Below are 16,134 nucleotides of genomic sequence, written 5' to 3' on the forward strand. Positions count from 1 at the left end.
ACCCCTTCGGCCAGGGTCGGCAGTGCCGCTGGGCCACGCCCAGCGGCGACGGCGACGCGGTCCCCGCCACCGCCACCCTCGTCATGGTGGCCGCACCCAACCCGGGCGGGGTGGTCACCGCGCGGGAGAGCTTCGCCGAGACCACCGGCTCGCACAACACGTCCCCGGTCGACGACCTGGGGGAGCAGGCCGTGGCCTGGCTCGACGAGTCCGGGTTCACCACCGCCTGCGTGGCCGTGCTGGAGTCCAACCTCTACTTGGAGACCTGCTACTCGGCCGCCGCCGGGTACGACGGCCGCGAGCCCGCCGACGACGAGCGCCTCACCTCCGGCGCGGAGGAGATCGCCCGCGCCACCGTGGCCGCCCTCCCCGAGGAGATCGTCGTCGAGGAGGACTGACCCGCGCCGGCGCCGGTGCTGGCGCCGGTGACGGCGCCGGTCACCAGGCGGTGTCGACGAACTCCGCCAGGGCCGGGGCGACCTGCGGGGCGAAGGGACGCTCGGCGTCCAGCACCGTCGCCCCCGGCTCGTCCTCGTAGACACGGAGGATGTGGTCGGCCTCGGGCACGTCCACCCGTACGGCCTCGGGCAGGCCGGTCATCAGCCGGTCCACGTCCTCGCGGGTGACCTGCGCGTCGGCCTCGCCCCACAGCACCAGCACCGGGGTGTCCGCGGGCAGGCCGGCGGCCAGCTCCACCGGGTCCAGCGCGTCCATCCGGGCCAGGAACGCGGCGTTCTGCGGCGAGTACAGGACGCCCACCATGTCGGTGAGGTCGTCGGGGACCTGTCGGCCGCCGCGCAGGGCGGCCCGTGCGGCGCGGGCGTCGGAGAGCAGGGTCACCGCCTGCGTCTCGGGGATCTGCCCCGTCGCCTCGGCCGCGCGCACCTGCTCGGTGAGCTGGCGGTCCAGCACGTCCAGGTAGCGCTCGCCCACCGGTGCGGCCAGCACCAGCGCGGGGGAGGCGTCCACCAGCGTGTGGGCGCGCAGCGCGTACAGGGACCCCTCGCTGTGCCCCACCACCGCGGTACGGGCCGGGTCCACCTCGCGCTGCCCGGCCATCGCCTCGTAGGCCGCGACCAGCTGGGCGTCGAACACGTCCGGGTCCACCGGCTCGTCCGGGTCGAGGTCGCCCAGGCCGGTCTCGCCGCTGCCGAACTTGTCGTAGCGCAGCGAGGCCACCCCGGCCTTGGCCAGGACGCGCGCCAGGTTGAGGTTGGTGTTCGCGTCCGGGCGCATGGCGCTGTTGCCGTCGCGGTCGGTGGGGCCGCTGCCCGAGACGATCAGCGCGCCCGGCACCGGGCCGGACGTGTCCTCGGGCAGGGTGAGGGTGGCGAACACCTCCACCCCGTCCACGGTGAAGCTCAGCTCCCGCTCGGGCCCGGCCACCCCGGGCGGGGGAGCGGACTCCTCCTCGGCCGGAGCGCAGGCGGAGGTCAGCAGCAGCGCCGCGGCCGCGGCGACCGCCGCGCGCCCGCGGACACGCGGGGAGAAGAGGAGAGCGAACACCCCCATAGCCTAGGCGGCCGGGGCGCCCGGGGTGTCCGCGGCGACGCCGAAGGCCCGGGGGCCGGAGACCGGTCGGCCCGGGTCCGAGTCCGGGGAATGCGGTGCGAGCGGGGAATGCGGCGCGAGCCCGGGGCAGAGGTGCGGGCCCGAGGCGGAACGGTGCGGCGCCGGTGGGGCCGTGGGCCGTACCGGGTGCACCCGTGTGTCCGCACGGGTGCGACCCGCCGTCGGCTCAGACGCGGCGCATCACGGCGACGACCTTGCCCAGGATGGTGGCCGCGTCGCCGTTGATCGGCTCGTAGGCGTCGTTGCGCGGCATCAGCCACACGTGCCCGTCCTCGGCGCGGCGCAGCACCTTGACCGTGGCCTCCTCGTCCAGCAGCGCCGCGACGATGTCGCCGTTCTCGGCGTCGGGCTGCTGGCGGACCACCACCATGTCGCCGTCGGTGATGGCGGCGTCGGTCATCGAGTCGCCGACCACGGTGAGCATGAACAGCGCGCCCTCGCCGACCAGCTGCCGCGGCAGCGCCAGCACGTCCTCCACCGACTCCTCGGCCAGGATGGGACCGCCCGCCGCGATCCGGCCCACCAGCGGCACCCGGGTGGCGTGCGCCGGGTCCAGCTCCTCGGCGGGGACCAGCGCGCGCACCCCGGGGCGGCCCGGCTGGCGCAGCTCCACGGCCCGCGGCCGGTTCTGGTCGCGGTACAGGTAGCCCTTGCGCTGGAGCACCTTGAGCTGGTGCGCGACGCTGGAGGGGCTGGACAGGCCGACCGACTCGCCGATCTCCCTTATCGACGGCGGGTAGCCGCGCTCGCGCAGGTACCGCTGAATGCAGTTCAGCACGCTCTGCTGGCGGGCGGTGAGCTTGGGCGGCTCCTCTGGCGCACCCGCGTCGCCCACGGGCGAGAGAACGGTGGTGGTTCCGGAATCCAGGGGTCCGGGATTCTCCTCCGGCACGGCCGGCCTCCTCGGCATCGGTTCGGTCAGGGCCTGTTCGCACGACTGGCCACCACCGGCTCTGCGACCGCTCCGGACCCTGAGTCCCGGTGATGGCGAAACCGGCGTGAAATCAAGGCCAACGTTAGTCGTTGCGCACGGTGATATCAAACAAGCGTTCGAGGCCTGTGGACAATTGCCGGAGGAGTTTTCCCACGGCGATTTTCCAGCCTCACTTACGTGTGTACACGTGTTCACGTCGCGTCGCCCCCGAAATGGCGGAAGATGTGCCGCCGGGTTCGAGAACGGGGGATGCGGGGCGGATCCGCACCGTGCAAGGGGCCGACCGAAAACCCGGAGCCGCGCCGTGGAAGGCGATTCGCGGCGATATCCTGGGCGGCGCGCGCGGGTGTGACACGCGGGGCGCGTGAAAGTTGCGGTTCGTCCGACCCTCCGACTAGGTTCGACCACAACATCTGGTGTCGGTGTTTGAAGCATCGACCTAGGAGTTGTGGTTAAGTAGACCCAGGGTTGTCAGTTCGGCGAGGGAAGCAGGTGAACCGCGATGCACTGCCCGTTCTGTCGCCATCCGGACACCCGGGTGATCGACAGCAGGTCCACCGACGACGGCGCGGCCATCCGCCGCCGCCGCTCCTGCCCGGCCTGCGAACGCCGGTTCACCACACAGGAGACCGTCCTGCTGATGGTCGCCAAGCGCTCCGGCGTCACCGAGCCCTTCAGTCGGACCAAGATCATCGCCGGCGTCCGCCGCGCCTGCCAGGGCCGCCCGGTCTCCGAGGACGCGCTGGCCAAGCTCGGCCAGCAGGTCGAAGAGGAGATCCGCGGCCGCGGCGTCGCGGAGGTCCCGGCCCACGAGATCGGTCTGGCCATCCTGGGACCCATGCGCGACCTCGACGAGGTCGCCTACCTGCACTTCGCCAGTGTCTACCGCGGTTTCGAGAGCCTCGCCGACTTCGAGGCCGAGATCGCCAGCCTGCGCAGCGACCGCGAGGCCGAGGCCCGGGCCAGGGAAGAGGCCGACACCAAGGCCTGACACGCCGCTCCCCGGGGGCGCCGAGGGAACGCCCCCGCGCAACGGCTCCGCGCGCGGGCCGCGCCCGCGCCCAACCTTCGGGGGACTCCGCCATGACGGAAACCACCAGCGGATCGACGGGACGCAAGGGCAAGGGGAGGCGCAAGGGGCTGAAGATCCCGCGGATCTTCACCACCGAGGGCGTCCACCCCTACGACACCCTGGAATGGGAGCGCCGGGACGTCGTCATGACGAACTGGCGCGACGGAACGGTGAACTTCGAACAGCGCGGGGTCGAGTTCCCCGTGACCTGGTCGATGAACGCCACACAGATCGTCACCGGGAAATACTTCCGGGGCGCCCTCGGCACCCCGCAGCGCGAGTGGAGCCTCAAACAGCTCATCGACCGGGTCGTCGGCGTCTACACCCGCACCGGCCGCGAACACGGCTATTTCGCCACCGAGGCCGACGCCGAGGTCTTCGACCACGAACTCAAGTACGCGCTCTCCCACCAGTTCTTCAGCTTCAACTCCCCCGTCTGGTTCAACGTCGGCACCCCGGCCTCCCAGCAGGTCTCGGCGTGTTTCATCCTGTCGGTCGACGACACGATGGAGTCGATCCTCGACTGGTACAAGGAGGAGGGGATCATCTTCAAGGGCGGCTCAGGGTCGGGGATCAACCTCTCCCGGATCCGCTCCAGCAAGGAACTGCTCTCCTCCGGCGGGAGCGCCTCGGGGCCGGTGTCGTTCATGCGCGGCGCCGACGCCTCCGCGGGCACCATCAAGTCCGGCGGGGCCACCCGGCGGGCCGCCAAGATGGTCGTGCTCGACGTCGACCACCCCGACATCGGCGAGTTCATCGACACCAAGGCGCATGAGGAGCACAAGATCCGGGCGCTGCGCGACGCCGGGTTCGACATGGACCTGGGCGGCGCCGACATGGCCAGCGTCCAGTACCAGAACGCCAACAACTCGGTGCGGGTCTCCGACGCGTTCATGCGCGCCGTCGAGAACGGCGAGCGCTTCGGCCTGGTCGCCCGCACCTCCGGCGAGGTCGTCGACGAGGTCGACGCCAAGGCCCTGTTCCGCCGCATGGCCGAGGCCGCCTGGGAGTGCGCCGACCCGGGCGTCCAGTACGACGGCACTATCCAGGACTGGCACACCACTCCCGAATCCGGACGTATCAGTGCAAGTAACCCGTGTTCCGAGTACCTCCACCTGGACGACTCGTCCTGCAACCTGGCGTCGATCAACCTGCTCGCGTTCCTGCGCGAGGACGGCACGTTCGACGTGGAGGGGTTCACCCGGCTGACGGAGCTGGTCATCACCGCGATGGACATCTCCGTGACGTTCGCCGACTTCCCGACCGAGAAGATCGCCGAGATCACCCGCGCCTACCGCCAGCTCGGCATCGGCTACGCCAACCTCGGCGCCCTGCTCATGGCCACCGGCCACGCCTACGACTCCGAGGGCGGGCGCGCCGTCGCCGCCGCGATCACCTCGCTGATGACCGGCGTCGCCTACCGGCGCAGCGCCGAGCTGGCCGGCGTGGTGGGCCCCTACGAGGGCTACCGGCGCAACGAGGCGTCCCACACCCGGGTCATGCGCAAGCACGCCGCCGCCAACGACGCCCTGCGCACCGTCGGCACCCTGGAGGAGCCGATCCACGCCGCCGCCACCCGCGCCTGGGCCGACTGCCTGGAGACCGGCGAACGCCACGGCTGGCGCAACGCCCAGGCGAGCCTCCTCGCTCCCACCGGATGCCTGACCGGGGACACCCTGGTCACCACAGACCGGGGGCTGACCCGGCTGACCGAGCTGGGCGACGTGTACGGCCCCCGCTGGCAGGACCTGTCCGCCACCGTCTCCACGGACGAGGGCCCGCGGCAGGCCACGAAGTTCTACGTCAACGGCGAGGCGCCCACAAGGCGCATCGTCACCGAGGGCGGCTACCGGCTCCAGGGGACGCACACCCACCGGATCAAGGTGGTGGACACGGACGGGGCCTGGAGGTGGAGGCGCTTCGCCGACATCTCCGAGGGCGACCTCGTCCCGCTGCAGATGGGCACCCTCGTCGGCGCCCCGCGGAATGTGACGCTGCCGGTCCTGGACCAGGCGTACTACACGGGCGACCGGGGGGTCACCGTCCCCGACACGGTCGATGAGGAGCTGACCGAGCTCGTCGGCTACTTCATGGGCGACGGCAGCCTGCACGCGGAGGGGATCCGGCTCTGCGTCGCCGACACCGACGAGGACGTCGTCGAGCGCCTGGCCGTCCTGGCCAAGGGCTGCTTCGGGCTGGCCCCCAAGGTGACGCGCAGGCAGGGATACCGGGAGGTCCTGTTCTCCTCGGTCCGGCTGGCCCGGTGGTGGAAGGCGGCCGGGTTCGCCAAGGGGTTGCCCGGACAGGACCACACCGGCAAGGGGTGGACGCCGCGGGTGCCCTCGGCGGTCCTGGAGGCCAACGACCCCGCCGTGTACGCGGCCTTCCTGCGCGGTCTCTTCGAGGCCGACGGCACGGTGCTCGAAGGGGTGCCGAGTCTGTCCACCGCGCACGACTCCTTCGCCGGGGAGGTACGCACCCTGCTGCTGGCCCTGGGCATGGCGACCACCACCCGGACGACCCGCAGCGGCCTGGGCGGGGACCTGCACGTCGTCCGACTGCGCAACCTCGACCACGCGCTGCGCTTCGACGAGATCGTCGGTTTCATGGGCGATCGCAAGAACCGGCTCGTGGTGGACCTGGAACCGGACCGCGCGCCCAAGCGGGACCGGATCGTCCTGCCGCGCACGATCTGGGAGGACCTGGTGCCGCTGGGACACCCGCTCCGCGGTGACGTCCTGCAGGCGCTGCGCAAGTACGCGGGCGTGCCCCGGCGCATCGCCTCGCTGATCCACGCCGAGACCCCGGACGCCCGTCTCGGCCACGCCCTCGGATACCTCTTCGAGCGGGTGGCGGCCAACGAGGACGGGGGAGTGCAGCCCACCTACGACCTCTCGGTCCCCGACAACGTCACCTACGTGGCCAACGGGCTCGTCAGCCACAACACCATCGGGTTCATGATGGATTGCGACACGACGGGGATCGAGCCGGACTTCTCGCTGGTGAAGTTCAAGAAGCTGGTCGGCGGCGGGTCCATGCAGATCGTCAACCGGTCGGTGTCGCGGGCCCTGGGCCACCTCGGATACCAGCAGGAGCAGATCGAGGCGATCGTCGAGTACATCGCCGAGCACGGGCACGTGGTCGACGCGCCCGGGCTGCGCGAGGAGCACTACGAGGTGTTCGACTGCGCCATGGGCCGCCGGTTCATCGAGCCGATGGGCCACGTGCGCATGATGGCCTCGGTGCAGCCGTTCCTGTCCGGGGCGATCTCCAAGACGGTGAACGTGCCGGAGGAGGCCGCCGTCGAGGACTTCGAGCACATCTACTTCCAGGGCTGGAAGCTGGGCCTGAAGGCGCTCGCCGTCTACCGGGACAACTGCAAGGTCGGCCAGCCGCTGTCCACTGCCAGGACCGAGCCGCAGGAGGCGCAGGCGCCGCCGCGGCCGGTGCGGCGGCGGCTGCCCAAGAAGCGCCCCAGCGAGACCACGTCGTTCTCGGTGGGCGGCGCCGAGGGGTACATCACCGCGGGCTCCTACCCCGACGACGGGCTGGGCGAGGTGTTCATGAAGCTCGGCAAGCAGGGGTCCACCCTGGCCGGGGTCATGGACGCGTTCTCCATCGCGATCTCCATCGCCCTGCAATACGGGGTGCCGCTGGAGACGTACGTGGAGAAGTTCACCAACATGCGGTTCGACCCGGCCGGGATGACCGACGACCCCGACATCCGGATGGCGCAGTCGGTGATGGACTACATCTTCCGCCGCCTGGCGCTGGACCACCTGCCCTACGAGGAGCGGGCGGCCCTGGGGGTGTACTCGGCGGCCGAGCGGCAGGCACAGCTGGCGGGGGAGGACCCGGCGCAGGTCGCCGCGCAGGTGGAGTCCTACGCCCAGTCGGCGCCCACCGCCGCGCCGGAGCCGCCGGCCGCGCGGCCGGCCGAGGCGCACTCCACCGCGGAGGTGGTCGAGCGCACGCAGGGGTTCGTCGCCGACGCCCCGCTGTGCGTCACCTGCGGGACCAAGATGCGCCCGGCGGGCAGCTGCTACGCCTGTGAGGGATGCGGTTCCACCAGCGGTTGCAGCTGAACCGAGGGTGCTCCCTCCGCTACGCTCGCGCTGAGCGGAGGGAGCACCCATGACACGCACCGCCCACCACGTGAAGGCCCACCGGGAGGGCAGGCCGCTGGTCGGCCTGCGGTACGGCCGCGGCCGCCCGCCCGAGCGGGTGGTCCGCCGGGTGCGGGTGCACGAACTCGCCCGCGTGCTCTTCGGCTCCCCGGGCCCGGAGGCGGCGGTCGCCGAACGCCGCGAGCGCCGCCGCGCCCGCCGGGCCGCCGACCTCGCCCGCCGCGCGGTCACCGCCGACGGCGGACTGTCCCCCGACGCCGCCGAGGACGTCCTGTGGCCCCCGGGCCACCACCGCCGCGGCGCCCTCTGGTCCGTCTGATCCCGTCACGGTGTATTCGGCGGAACACCGGGCATGATGTTGCCACCACCGGTAGCATCGCACCTATGAAGGTTGAACTCATGGAACCCAGAAACACCGACGAAGGTGTCTCCGTGGACTTGGTGCCAGCCAGGGATGTGCACCTCTCCACCGCCGACATCGACCGTGTTCTCGCTCTGAGTGCGAGGCTCGCGGCTATCGAGGGGGCGGACGTAGACGACTCTAGTTTTGAGGGCCGAGGCGGCAGAGCTCGCAAGGTCAGTGTCTCAATGCCTGAAGAACTGGCAGCTGCCATCCAGCGTCGTGCTGGTCGTGGAGAGTTCAGCCGCTACGTGACGGAAGCAGTGGCCAGCCGTCTAGAAGCGGATCTTTTGACCGAACTCGTGGAGTTGCTCGAAGCCGAGTATGGCCCTGTGAGCGATGAGGCGCTGGCGAAGGCGGAGGCATTGTGGCCGGACGTCGAGTGACGCGTGGTGGAGCGCTCGTTCTTGATAGCGAAGGGGTGTCAAAACTCTCTGTCGGCAAGGAAGAGGTTCTTTCGATCGTCAAGGCGGCGCGAGCACGTGGTGCTCATGTCCTGATCAGCGCCATCACTCTCACCGAGGTCCTGCGGGGCGGCCCTCGCGACGCCGAAGTGCATCGGGTCCTGGCCCGCATCACTGTGGTCCCCGTGTCGCCGGAGATCGCCCGCGCCTCTGGTGAACTCCTCGGCCGGGCTGGCCTGTCGGGCCACCGCTGCGCGATCGACGCGGTCGTCGCCCAGACCGCGCTCCGCCAGGAACGCCCCGTGCTCCTGCTGACCAGCGACCTCGACGATATGCACCGCCTGGTCGAGGAACCCGACCGCCCCAAGCACGAACGTGTGGCCGTCGTCCACGTCTGAAGTTCTCAGCACGCGAAGTACGTATCAGGGGAGGTCTTCATGGGCACGGCCCACCACCCGACCGCGGTCACACCGTGGCGGGCCGAGACGGTGGCCGAGGGCGGCGGATTCTCGGTGTTCATTCCCGGGGTGCCGGTCGCGGCCGACGGTGCCACGCTGGAAGAGGCCACCGCCGAGATGGTCGACGCCCTGCGCGAGTACGCCGAGGACTGGCGGGACCGTCTCCGCGACGCTCTTGGTCACCACGGCAACCGGGCCCTGGTCCGGCTGATCGAGTCGAACGACGACGATCGGTTGCGCGCCCTGCTCCTCTGAGCGGGGCGGTGGTTGGGGCGCGGGGAGGGCGGGTAGCCCTTCAACAGCGACACGCCCGCGGGAAGGTGGACCCCATGCTGATCGCCGCGATCCTCCGGACGAAGGGACCCGACGTCGTGCGCGTCCCGCCCGACGCCACCGTCGCGCTGCTGCTCACCGAGCTCGCGCGGCACAACATCGGCGCCGTCGTCGTGGCCGACGGCGACCACCTGCTGGGCATCGCCTCCGAACGCGACGTGGTGCGCGGCCTGGAGCGGCAGGGCGCCGACCTGCTGGCGGCGCCGGTCTCCTCGATCATGACCGCGGACGTGGTCACCTGCACGCCGCGCGACACCGTCGAGGACATCGGGGAGACCATGACCCGCCGCCGGTTCCGGCACGTCCCGGTGGTGGAGGAGGGCCGGCTGGCGGGCATCGTCAGCATCGGCGACGTCGTCAAGAGCCGGGTGCGGGGCCTGGAGTACGACCGCGCCCAACTGGAGGCCTACATCCACGGCCGCTGACGGCCGCGCCGCCCACCCGCGCCCCCGGCCCCGGGGTCAGTCGCGTTCGGCGGCGACCGCGACGGCGGCGGTGGCGGCGGTCACGCCGAGCACGGCCGGCCAGGAGCCGATCTTCTTGGCCAGCGGGTGGGACAGCCCGAACGCCGCCACGTACACGCCGGTGAGCGCGACCGCGGTGCCCAGCCCCGGCCCGCGGCGCCAGGTCTCGAACGCCGCCGCGCCGAACCCGGCCAGGACGGCGCCGCCCAGCGGCCGGTTCCCGGTGGCCCGCGCCACCGTGTAACCGCCGATGAGCCCGGCGGTGGTCAGGACGGCGCTCGGTACGGAGGCCATGGGAACTCCTCGTGTTCGGGGTCGGTACGTGCGCAAACGACGTTATCGCCCGTGTCGCGGGGCTGCCATCCGGCACGCTTTCCACGCTCAGGGATCACCGTACGGCCACGCTCGGGGCGCACCCCTGGGTTCCGGGCATGACATATGCGAAGGTCGAAACCATCCGCTATAGCGCCCACCCTCGGGAAACCGCCGTCGACCTGGAACCGGCCCCCGATACGCGGCGTCGAAGCGGATAGTTCCCATCACATCTTCCGAACCTAGGAGTTCCCGCCCATGTCGTTCGCGCAGACGGTGCGCGGCGCGGCCGCAGCGGTCGCCCAGGGAGGCGACCCGCGGCAGGCCGTGACCGACGCCCTGCAACAGACCTCCCGGCAGGTCACCGAAGGTGGTGGACTCGACCCGCGCGACTTCGTCGCCGCCCGTGACCAGGGCGGTTCCGTGGGCACGCGGATCGAGCAGAAGACCGCCTCGCTCAACAACGCGGGCGAGGCCATCAACCGCAGCAGCTACGAGCGCGGCCCCAACGGGCCCGTGCACGTGGTCTGTCCGATGGTCATCCCCCGGGGCCGTACGTTCATCACCATGCTCCCGGCCGTCGCGCTCATCGCGCTGGGCCTGTTCGGCGCCCTCGTCGTCCTCCTGCCGTATTCGCTGGCGGGCGGCAACGCGCTGCTCAACCCGTTCTTCGGCATCCACTACTGGATCATCACCATCGCCATCACCGCCTTCATGTGGTGGCGCCAGGGCATGGTCATGGTGCCGGAGGGCTGCGTCGCCATCGTCACCCACTTCGGCCGGATGGAGCGCATCTACCCGCCGGGCCTGGTGACCCTGTTCAACCCGTGGAAGCGGGTGTCCTACATCGTGAACGTGGTGCGCGAGTACCCGTTCAACGCCCCCATCCGCTCGGCCCCCACCAAGAGCGGCGTGCAGGCCTCGGTGGACCTGTTCGTCCAGTTCCAGATCAAGAACCCGGAGGGGTTCGTCTACACCCTGGGCGGCGTGCAGGGCTTCCAGGAGAAGCTCAACAACGCGATCAGCGAGACCACCCGCAGCCTCATCTACGAGCAGGAGGCCTCGGCGATCTACGACCTGGTCGGTGAGAGCACCCAGGGGCTGCTGGCCCAGCTCAACCGCCAGTTCAGCGACATCGTGGTGCTGACCAGCGCCAACATCACCCACGCCGAGCCCTCCAGCCAGGAGTACCGGATGGACCTGGCGGCGCCGGAGATGGTGCGGGTCGCCAAGGACGCCTACACGTTCGAGTACGAGCTGCAGCTGCGCAAGGAGCAGAACGAGGGTGACCTGAACAAGGAGCTGGCCACCCTCAACGAGACGCTGTCGGCGATCCAGGCCGACATCGCCCAGTACCAGGCGCAGATGGACACCGCCCTGGAGCGGGAGACCAACCGCGCCCGCGCGCTGGCCCGCCAGCGGTTCGTGGAGGCCGAGTCCGAGGCCAACGCGAACGCGGCCCTGCTCCAGGCCCAGGCCCTGGACATCCGCGCGGTCAGCGCGGCCGAGGCCCCGGAGATCCTCAACTACCGGTTCCGCGAGTCCCTGCTGGAGAAGCTGTCGGACGTCGCCGACAGCCTGCCGCAGGTGCTGCGGATCGGTTCGGGCGACGCGGCCAGCGTCGACTACCTGCGCATCGCGCAGGAGATCATCGGCCAGTCCGACGCCGCCCTGTTCTCCCAGGAGGACATGGAGGAGATCCGCGCCCGCCTGGGCGAGATCAACACCCGGATCGCCGAGCGCCAGGACGAGATCGACGTCCTGCTGCGCGAGGACGACACCAAGCCGAAGCAGGCCGCCGCGACCGAGGCCCCGGGCGAGGACCTGGTCGAGGAGATCCGCCAGTCGGTGTCCGACGAGGCCATCGACGAGCGCCTGTCCGAGGCCCGCGAGGCCGAGCCGGAGTCCCGGGGACCGGGCTTCGACGCCCCGCCGCCGGCGGGTCAGCCGTACACCGGGCCGCAGGACCCGCCGCTGCCGCCGTGGTCCCAGGGGCCCGGCACGTTCGAGGGAGGCCGCTAGATGAGCCAGCCGGTCAATGTCAGGAGCGGCTCCAGCATCAAGGAGTCCCTCTCCTCGTGGGGCGATCTCGCCGGGCTGCTGCGCGGCGGCGACCAGGGCGCCGTGGTGCCCGTGGTCATCCCCAAGGACAACCGCGGCCTGCGGTGGATGGTCCTGGTGTGGATCGGGCTGTTCGCCCTCACCTCGGGCCTGATGATGTCCATCAACGTGGCGATCGAGGGCGTGCTGTTGTCCCCGATCAACGCGGCGCTGGCGCTGCCCGCCCTGTTCGTCGGCGTCATCTCCATCGTGGTGGCGGTGCTGTGGTGGTGGCGCGGTTCGATCATCGAGATCGAGCACGGCACCCAGGGCATCCTCACCAAGTACGGCAAGGTGCAGAAGGTCATCGCCCCGGGCCGCCACTACCTGTGGCACCCGTGGAAGCGCGTGGACTACGTGGTGGACACCAGCACGGAGATCCCGTACACGGCGCCGGTGGTGGCCTGCCCGACCCGTGAGAACGTGCCGCTGAAGTCGATCGAGTTCTTCCTGAAGTTCCGCATCCACGACCCGCAGCGGTTCGTGCTGACCATCGGCGCCAGCAACTTCGACCTGGTGCTGTCCAGCGCGGTGCAGGACGCCATCCGCCAGCGCAGCCGCCTGGTGCGCACCGAGTCCGCCTACGACCTGCGCGGGTCCAACGTCGAGGACATGCGCAACCTGCTCAACCAGCAGCTGGAGAAGTACGGCGTGGTCATCACCGGCTGCAACATCCCCGATGTGCAGCTGCCCAACCAGTACCAGCAGCACCTGGCCACCCGGGAGCGGGTGTCCAAGGAGCTGGTGGCCTACGAGCAGGAGTGGGAGCTGACCCGCAAGCGCCGCATCGACACCCTGCTGATGGACATCGAGCGGTCCAAGAAGGTCCGGGACGCCAAGATCGTCGAGGTCAACGCGTCCCTGAACAAGGCCCGCAAGGACGTCGCGCAGATGCTCCAGGAGCAGGAGACCGAGGCGCAGCGGGTGCGCTACGAGATCGAGACGCGCGGCCGGTCCGACCTGGTCGCCGCCGAGAACGAGGCCAAGGCCCAGCGGCACCTGGCCACCGCCTACCGGGACAACCGTGCGGTGCTGGAGTACGAGCTGGCCCGCCGCCGCCTGGACGTGGGCGCGACGCTGGCCGAGCGCGCTCCGCGCCCGGTCGTGGTGCAGACCGAGGCCGGGTCGGGTGACTCCTCGGCGCTGTCGACGCTGCTCACCGCGCAGCTGCTGCCGCAGGTGCTGAACGGTTCGCGGACCCCGGGCGCGTCGGCCAAGGCCGTCGAGGGCCTGGAGTCGGCGCGCGGTGCGGTCGCCGCGGCCGCGGCCCGCCAGCAGCAGCTGGTGGACGAGTACCAGGACCAGCAGGAGACCGCGATGCGGGTCCAGTTCGAGAACGGGGAGGGGTTCGGCGGCGGCCGCCGCCGCTGACCCGTCCGCATTGCCGTGAACGCGGACAGGGCCCCGCGACCGTCGTGGTCGCGGGGCCCTGCCGTGTCCCGGGTCAGCCTCGGGGGGAGAGGCCGGCGTAGCCCGCGCCGAGGTCGATGCCGTTGCGGGCGGCCAGTTCCAGCAGGTCCTCGATCTCCCCGGCCTGGCTGACGGCCAGGTCGTCGTCGCCCCGGGCGTGGGCCCGGCGCAGCGCGGTGATCGAGTCGTGGATGCGCAGGTGAAGGGTGAGCGTGAATTCGCGCATGAATCCTCTCCTGAAGGGTCTGCCGTCGGGCCGGGGTCAGGGGGACCCCTCCCGGGCGCTTCCCTGTCTACACGACCAAGGTGAGAGCCGTGTTGGAGAAGCACAAGCCATGGCAAAGGGCCGGGGCGCGGGGGAGGGGAGCGGCAGAACGCAGAGGGCCGGGGCGCTCGCGCGGTCCCGGCCCTCTGCGTTCTGCTCTGTCGCCCCTAGTGCTCCACCCACACGTACCAGTCGTCGGTGACGTGCTCGTAGATGCGCGTGCCCTGCCCGCTGACGAACACGCCCTCGGGGAGCGCCTCGTCGCTGTGCGCCAGCCCGGCGCGGCCCACCAGGCCGGCGCCCTCCACCTCGTAGTGGAGCACCCCGTCGGCCACGCTGAGGCTGCGCAGCGAGTACAGCCCGGCCCGTTCCCCGTTGAGGGGGATGGCGGACGACTCGTCGGCCCGGTCGGCCAGGGCCAACAGGTCCTCGGAGGAGGCCTGTACCCGGGCGCTCAGCGGCACGTCGGCCGCGGAGATACCGATGGCCAGGGCGGCGATCAGCGGGGCGGAGATCCAGCGCAGCCAGTAGTGGCGGATCATCGGGCGGGCGACGGCCAGCGCGATGCCCAGGCGCAGCGCGCCCATCCCGGCCAGCAGCAGACCTCCGGCCAGACCCACGACGAACGAGGGGAGGTGACCGGAGGGGACGCTGTCCTCGAAGAGGATGACCAGGGCGACCACCGTGCAGGCGGGGATGTAGAGCCGCCCCGGGGGCCGCGAGGCCCAGCTGATGAGCCGCCGGCCCAGGGTGGGCTTGTCGGCGATCTCGATCAGTTTGGCCACGGACCCGTCAGGGGTCGGGCCGGAACCTACGGCGGACATGGTGTTCCCCCCACCGAATCCATGCTGGTGACGGACGCGGTCCCGGGAAGGCGAGAAAAGGAGGAGCCGCAACGGGCCGCGTCACAGTTGATACGGCCGACGTACAGCGGCCTGTCCCACAGGATAGAGCAGTGGCGGAGCGTGTTCGGGTCGACGCGTGGAAATAGCGGGAGGTTTCCCCTCTGTCCGGTCCGGACGGGGACGGGTTGACCTGCGGCGTTCGGGTCGCTCGGCGGATTCGGGAGCCAGGACGAGGTGGTCCCAGGACCACCGTCCGCCGTTGACCGCCATGAGCAGGCACACCGCCGTGACCAGCACCGTCACCGGCCAGGAGTCGAACGGTGAGAGTCCGGGGGCGGCCGGGGAGAGGGTGCCCAGTACCGCGCAGAGGGCGAGCAGGGGGCCGGCGAGCCATGTGAGCAGGCCCACGGCGAAGGACAGCGAGGTGGCGACGACGAGGGCGGGCAGGAGGTGGACCGCCAGGGCGGGCAGCGGCGTTCCGGACTCGGCCAGGTGGGCGGCCAGCCGCGCCTCCTGGCCGCGCAGGGCCAGGCCGTGGTCGGCGAACACCCAGCCGACGCCGATCCGGGTCAGCGCGGCCCCGATGTCGTACAGGCCGCGGCGGCGCAGGCGGACCCGCGATCGGGGGCCTGGCCTGCGGCTCCGGGGGTGCGGGGTGGGGCGCTGCATGTCCATTCCTCCGGGTCACACCTGTGCGCGATCCTGACAAGCGGAAACTACCGAAAGTCATGAGCCATGACGCGTTGTAATAAACGGCGAGTCGTGCAAAGACCCGTCCCGGGCCGCCCTTTCCCGGCGTTCGGCCGACCGGCGGCCGACCCGCGCCCGCCGCGGGGCCGTCCGGCCCCGGTGTCAGACGGACGCGGCGCCCGTCCCCGACGGCCGCTCGCGGTGGCGGCGCACCCGCATCCGGGTGGAGCAGCGCGGGGAGCAGTAGTGCCGGTTCGCCCGGTGCGAGGTGTCCAGGAACGGGGTGTCGCAGTCGTCCGCGCCGCAGGTGTGCACGCGGGGCAGCAGCCCGGCCGCCCAGGCGCCCATGACGCCGGGGACGAGCAGCTCGGCGACGCGGGCGACCAGGCGCGGGTCGGGGCTCGCGTGGCGGACCGGGCCGCCGACGGAGTCCACCGCCGGGCTCAGGCCGAACTCCCTGGCCAGGCCGGACAGCGCGGCCGGGGCCGTGTCCGGATCGGGTGACAGGACGAGCGGGGTCAGCCGGTCGCGCAGGGCGCGCACGTCGGCGAGGTCGTCCGCCGTGGCGTTCTCCGCCCCGGGGACGGCGCCGGCGAGGCGCTCCAGGGAGAACAGCTCCTCCGGCCAGGCGCCCTCGACTGGGCGGGTGGCGACGAGGGAGAGGGTCATCCGGAGCAGGTCTTCGGGGGAGTGGTCCGCGGTCATCCGCCCATTCTCCCATGTAACGCAAAAATGTCGTAGTCATGCG

General features: G+C 71.3%; 16 protein-coding genes and 1 pseudogene. 10 read left to right on the top strand and 7 right to left on the bottom strand.

Translation table 11 applies throughout. The annotated features are described in order from the left end of the window. Positions 1-398, top strand: a pseudogene (locus tag ACJOT3_RS19175) (hypothetical protein); the annotation flags it as partial. Between the two features lie 40 nt (positions 399-438). Here the strand turns inward: ACJOT3_RS19175 and ACJOT3_RS19180 are convergent. Then, entirely contained in the window at positions 439-1,512 is a 1,074-nt protein-coding gene (locus tag ACJOT3_RS19180) for an alpha/beta hydrolase family protein (RefSeq protein ID WP_406974227.1), read from the bottom strand. Positions 1,513-1,738: 226 nt separating this feature from the next. Continuing rightward, positions 1,739-2,464: a transcriptional repressor LexA gene (gene lexA / locus ACJOT3_RS19185; RefSeq protein WP_406974228.1), complete on the bottom strand. Its 726-nt coding sequence runs from the start codon at positions 2,462-2,464 to the stop codon at positions 1,739-1,741. 544 nt (positions 2,465-3,008) lie between these two features. Here lexA and nrdR point away from each other — a divergent pair. From nrdR to ACJOT3_RS19220, 7 genes are all read left to right on the top strand, one after another. Continuing rightward, the gene (gene nrdR, locus ACJOT3_RS19190; RefSeq protein WP_306367348.1) at positions 3,009-3,497 is read left to right on the top strand and encodes a transcriptional regulator NrdR; all 489 of its coding nucleotides are present in this window, start codon (positions 3,009-3,011) and stop codon (positions 3,495-3,497) included. 92 nt (positions 3,498-3,589) lie between these two features. Continuing rightward, a complete protein-coding gene (locus tag ACJOT3_RS19195; protein WP_406974229.1) occupies positions 3,590-7,663 on the top strand; it encodes a vitamin B12-dependent ribonucleotide reductase in 4,074 nt (1,357 codons plus the stop codon). A gap of 49 nt (positions 7,664-7,712) precedes the next feature. Further along, positions 7,713-8,024: a hypothetical protein gene (locus ACJOT3_RS19200; RefSeq protein ID WP_406974230.1), complete on the top strand. Its 312-nt coding sequence runs from the start codon at positions 7,713-7,715 to the stop codon at positions 8,022-8,024. Positions 8,025-8,089: 65 nt separating this feature from the next. Further along, positions 8,090-8,491 (top strand): hypothetical protein, encoded by a 402-nt coding sequence (locus tag ACJOT3_RS19205; protein ID WP_406974231.1) that lies wholly within the window; start codon positions 8,090-8,092, stop codon positions 8,489-8,491. Between the two features lie 35 nt (positions 8,492-8,526). Next, a complete protein-coding gene (locus tag ACJOT3_RS19210; RefSeq protein WP_406974232.1) occupies positions 8,527-8,907 on the top strand; it encodes a type II toxin-antitoxin system VapC family toxin in 381 nt (126 codons plus the stop codon). Between the two features lie 39 nt (positions 8,908-8,946). After that, positions 8,947-9,222: a hypothetical protein gene (locus ACJOT3_RS19215; RefSeq protein WP_406974233.1), complete on the top strand. Its 276-nt coding sequence runs from the start codon at positions 8,947-8,949 to the stop codon at positions 9,220-9,222. Positions 9,223-9,296: 74 nt separating this feature from the next. Further along, entirely contained in the window at positions 9,297-9,725 is a 429-nt protein-coding gene (locus ACJOT3_RS19220; protein ID WP_406974234.1) for a CBS domain-containing protein, read from the top strand. Positions 9,726-9,761: 36 nt separating this feature from the next. Here ACJOT3_RS19220 and ACJOT3_RS19225 read toward each other — a convergent pair whose 3' ends face one another. Continuing rightward, entirely contained in the window at positions 9,762-10,058 is a 297-nt protein-coding gene (locus ACJOT3_RS19225; RefSeq protein ID WP_406974235.1) for a hypothetical protein, read from the bottom strand. A 276-nt stretch (positions 10,059-10,334) separates the two neighbouring features. On the opposite strand from ACJOT3_RS19225, the gene ACJOT3_RS19230 reads away from it, so the two are divergent. Both ACJOT3_RS19230 and ACJOT3_RS19235 read left to right on the top strand, forming a co-directional pair. Then, the gene (locus ACJOT3_RS19230) at positions 10,335-12,098 is read left to right on the top strand and encodes an SPFH domain-containing protein (protein ID WP_406974236.1); all 1,764 of its coding nucleotides are present in this window, start codon (positions 10,335-10,337) and stop codon (positions 12,096-12,098) included. After that, positions 12,099-13,547, top strand: coding sequence for an SPFH domain-containing protein (locus ACJOT3_RS19235; protein WP_406974237.1), 1,449 nt, complete (start codon positions 12,099-12,101; stop codon positions 13,545-13,547). Between the two features lie 73 nt (positions 13,548-13,620). Here ACJOT3_RS19235 and ACJOT3_RS19240 read toward each other — a convergent pair whose 3' ends face one another. The 4 genes from ACJOT3_RS19240 to ACJOT3_RS19255 all read right to left on the bottom strand — a co-directional run bounded on the left by ACJOT3_RS19240 (position 13,621) and on the right by ACJOT3_RS19255 (position 16,091). After that, positions 13,621-13,812 (bottom strand): hypothetical protein, encoded by a 192-nt coding sequence (locus ACJOT3_RS19240; RefSeq protein ID WP_406974238.1) that lies wholly within the window; start codon positions 13,810-13,812, stop codon positions 13,621-13,623. 206 nt (positions 13,813-14,018) lie between these two features. Beyond that, positions 14,019-14,675: a hypothetical protein gene (locus ACJOT3_RS19245; RefSeq protein WP_406974239.1), complete on the bottom strand. Its 657-nt coding sequence runs from the start codon at positions 14,673-14,675 to the stop codon at positions 14,019-14,021. Positions 14,676-14,756: 81 nt separating this feature from the next. Then, complete coding sequence (locus ACJOT3_RS19250) at positions 14,757-15,365, bottom strand: DoxX family protein (RefSeq protein ID WP_406974240.1); 609 nt, start codon at positions 15,363-15,365, stop codon at positions 14,757-14,759. A 183-nt stretch (positions 15,366-15,548) separates the two neighbouring features. Next, entirely contained in the window at positions 15,549-16,091 is a 543-nt protein-coding gene (locus ACJOT3_RS19255) for a CGNR zinc finger domain-containing protein (protein ID WP_406974241.1), read from the bottom strand. Between the last annotated feature and the right edge of the window lie 43 nt (positions 16,092-16,134).

It is taken from the genome of Nocardiopsis protaetiae, from assembly GCF_045446735.1.
In the GTDB taxonomy this organism is placed as follows: domain Bacteria; phylum Actinomycetota; class Actinomycetes; order Streptosporangiales; family Streptosporangiaceae; genus Nocardiopsis; species Nocardiopsis protaetiae.

Bases quoted from the DNA above. Each gene is read 5' to 3' on its own strand.
- ACJOT3_RS19180 (WP_406974227.1), bottom strand. From the start codon at position 1,512: ATGGGGGTGTTCGCTCTCCTCTTCTCCCCGCGTGTCCGCGGGCGCGCG.
- nrdR (WP_306367348.1), top strand. From the start codon at position 3,009: ATGCACTGCCCGTTCTGTCGCCATCCGGACACCCGGGTGATCGACAGC.
- ACJOT3_RS19195 (WP_406974229.1), top strand. From the start codon at position 3,590: ATGACGGAAACCACCAGCGGATCGACGGGACGCAAGGGCAAGGGGAGG.
- ACJOT3_RS19200 (WP_406974230.1), top strand. From the start codon at position 7,713: ATGACACGCACCGCCCACCACGTGAAGGCCCACCGGGAGGGCAGGCCG.
- ACJOT3_RS19205 (WP_406974231.1), top strand. From the start codon at position 8,090: ATGAAGGTTGAACTCATGGAACCCAGAAACACCGACGAAGGTGTCTCC.
- ACJOT3_RS19215 (WP_406974233.1), top strand. From the start codon at position 8,947: ATGGGCACGGCCCACCACCCGACCGCGGTCACACCGTGGCGGGCCGAG.
- ACJOT3_RS19220 (WP_406974234.1), top strand. From the start codon at position 9,297: ATGCTGATCGCCGCGATCCTCCGGACGAAGGGACCCGACGTCGTGCGC.
- ACJOT3_RS19225 (WP_406974235.1), bottom strand. From the start codon at position 10,058: ATGGCCTCCGTACCGAGCGCCGTCCTGACCACCGCCGGGCTCATCGGC.
- ACJOT3_RS19230 (WP_406974236.1), top strand. From the start codon at position 10,335: ATGTCGTTCGCGCAGACGGTGCGCGGCGCGGCCGCAGCGGTCGCCCAG.
- ACJOT3_RS19235 (WP_406974237.1), top strand. From the start codon at position 12,099: ATGAGCCAGCCGGTCAATGTCAGGAGCGGCTCCAGCATCAAGGAGTCC.
- ACJOT3_RS19240 (WP_406974238.1), bottom strand. From the start codon at position 13,812: ATGCGCGAATTCACGCTCACCCTTCACCTGCGCATCCACGACTCGATC.
- ACJOT3_RS19245 (WP_406974239.1), bottom strand. From the start codon at position 14,675: ATGTCCGCCGTAGGTTCCGGCCCGACCCCTGACGGGTCCGTGGCCAAA.
- ACJOT3_RS19250 (WP_406974240.1), bottom strand. From the start codon at position 15,365: ATGCAGCGCCCCACCCCGCACCCCCGGAGCCGCAGGCCAGGCCCCCGA.
- ACJOT3_RS19255 (WP_406974241.1), bottom strand. From the start codon at position 16,091: ATGACCGCGGACCACTCCCCCGAAGACCTGCTCCGGATGACCCTCTCC.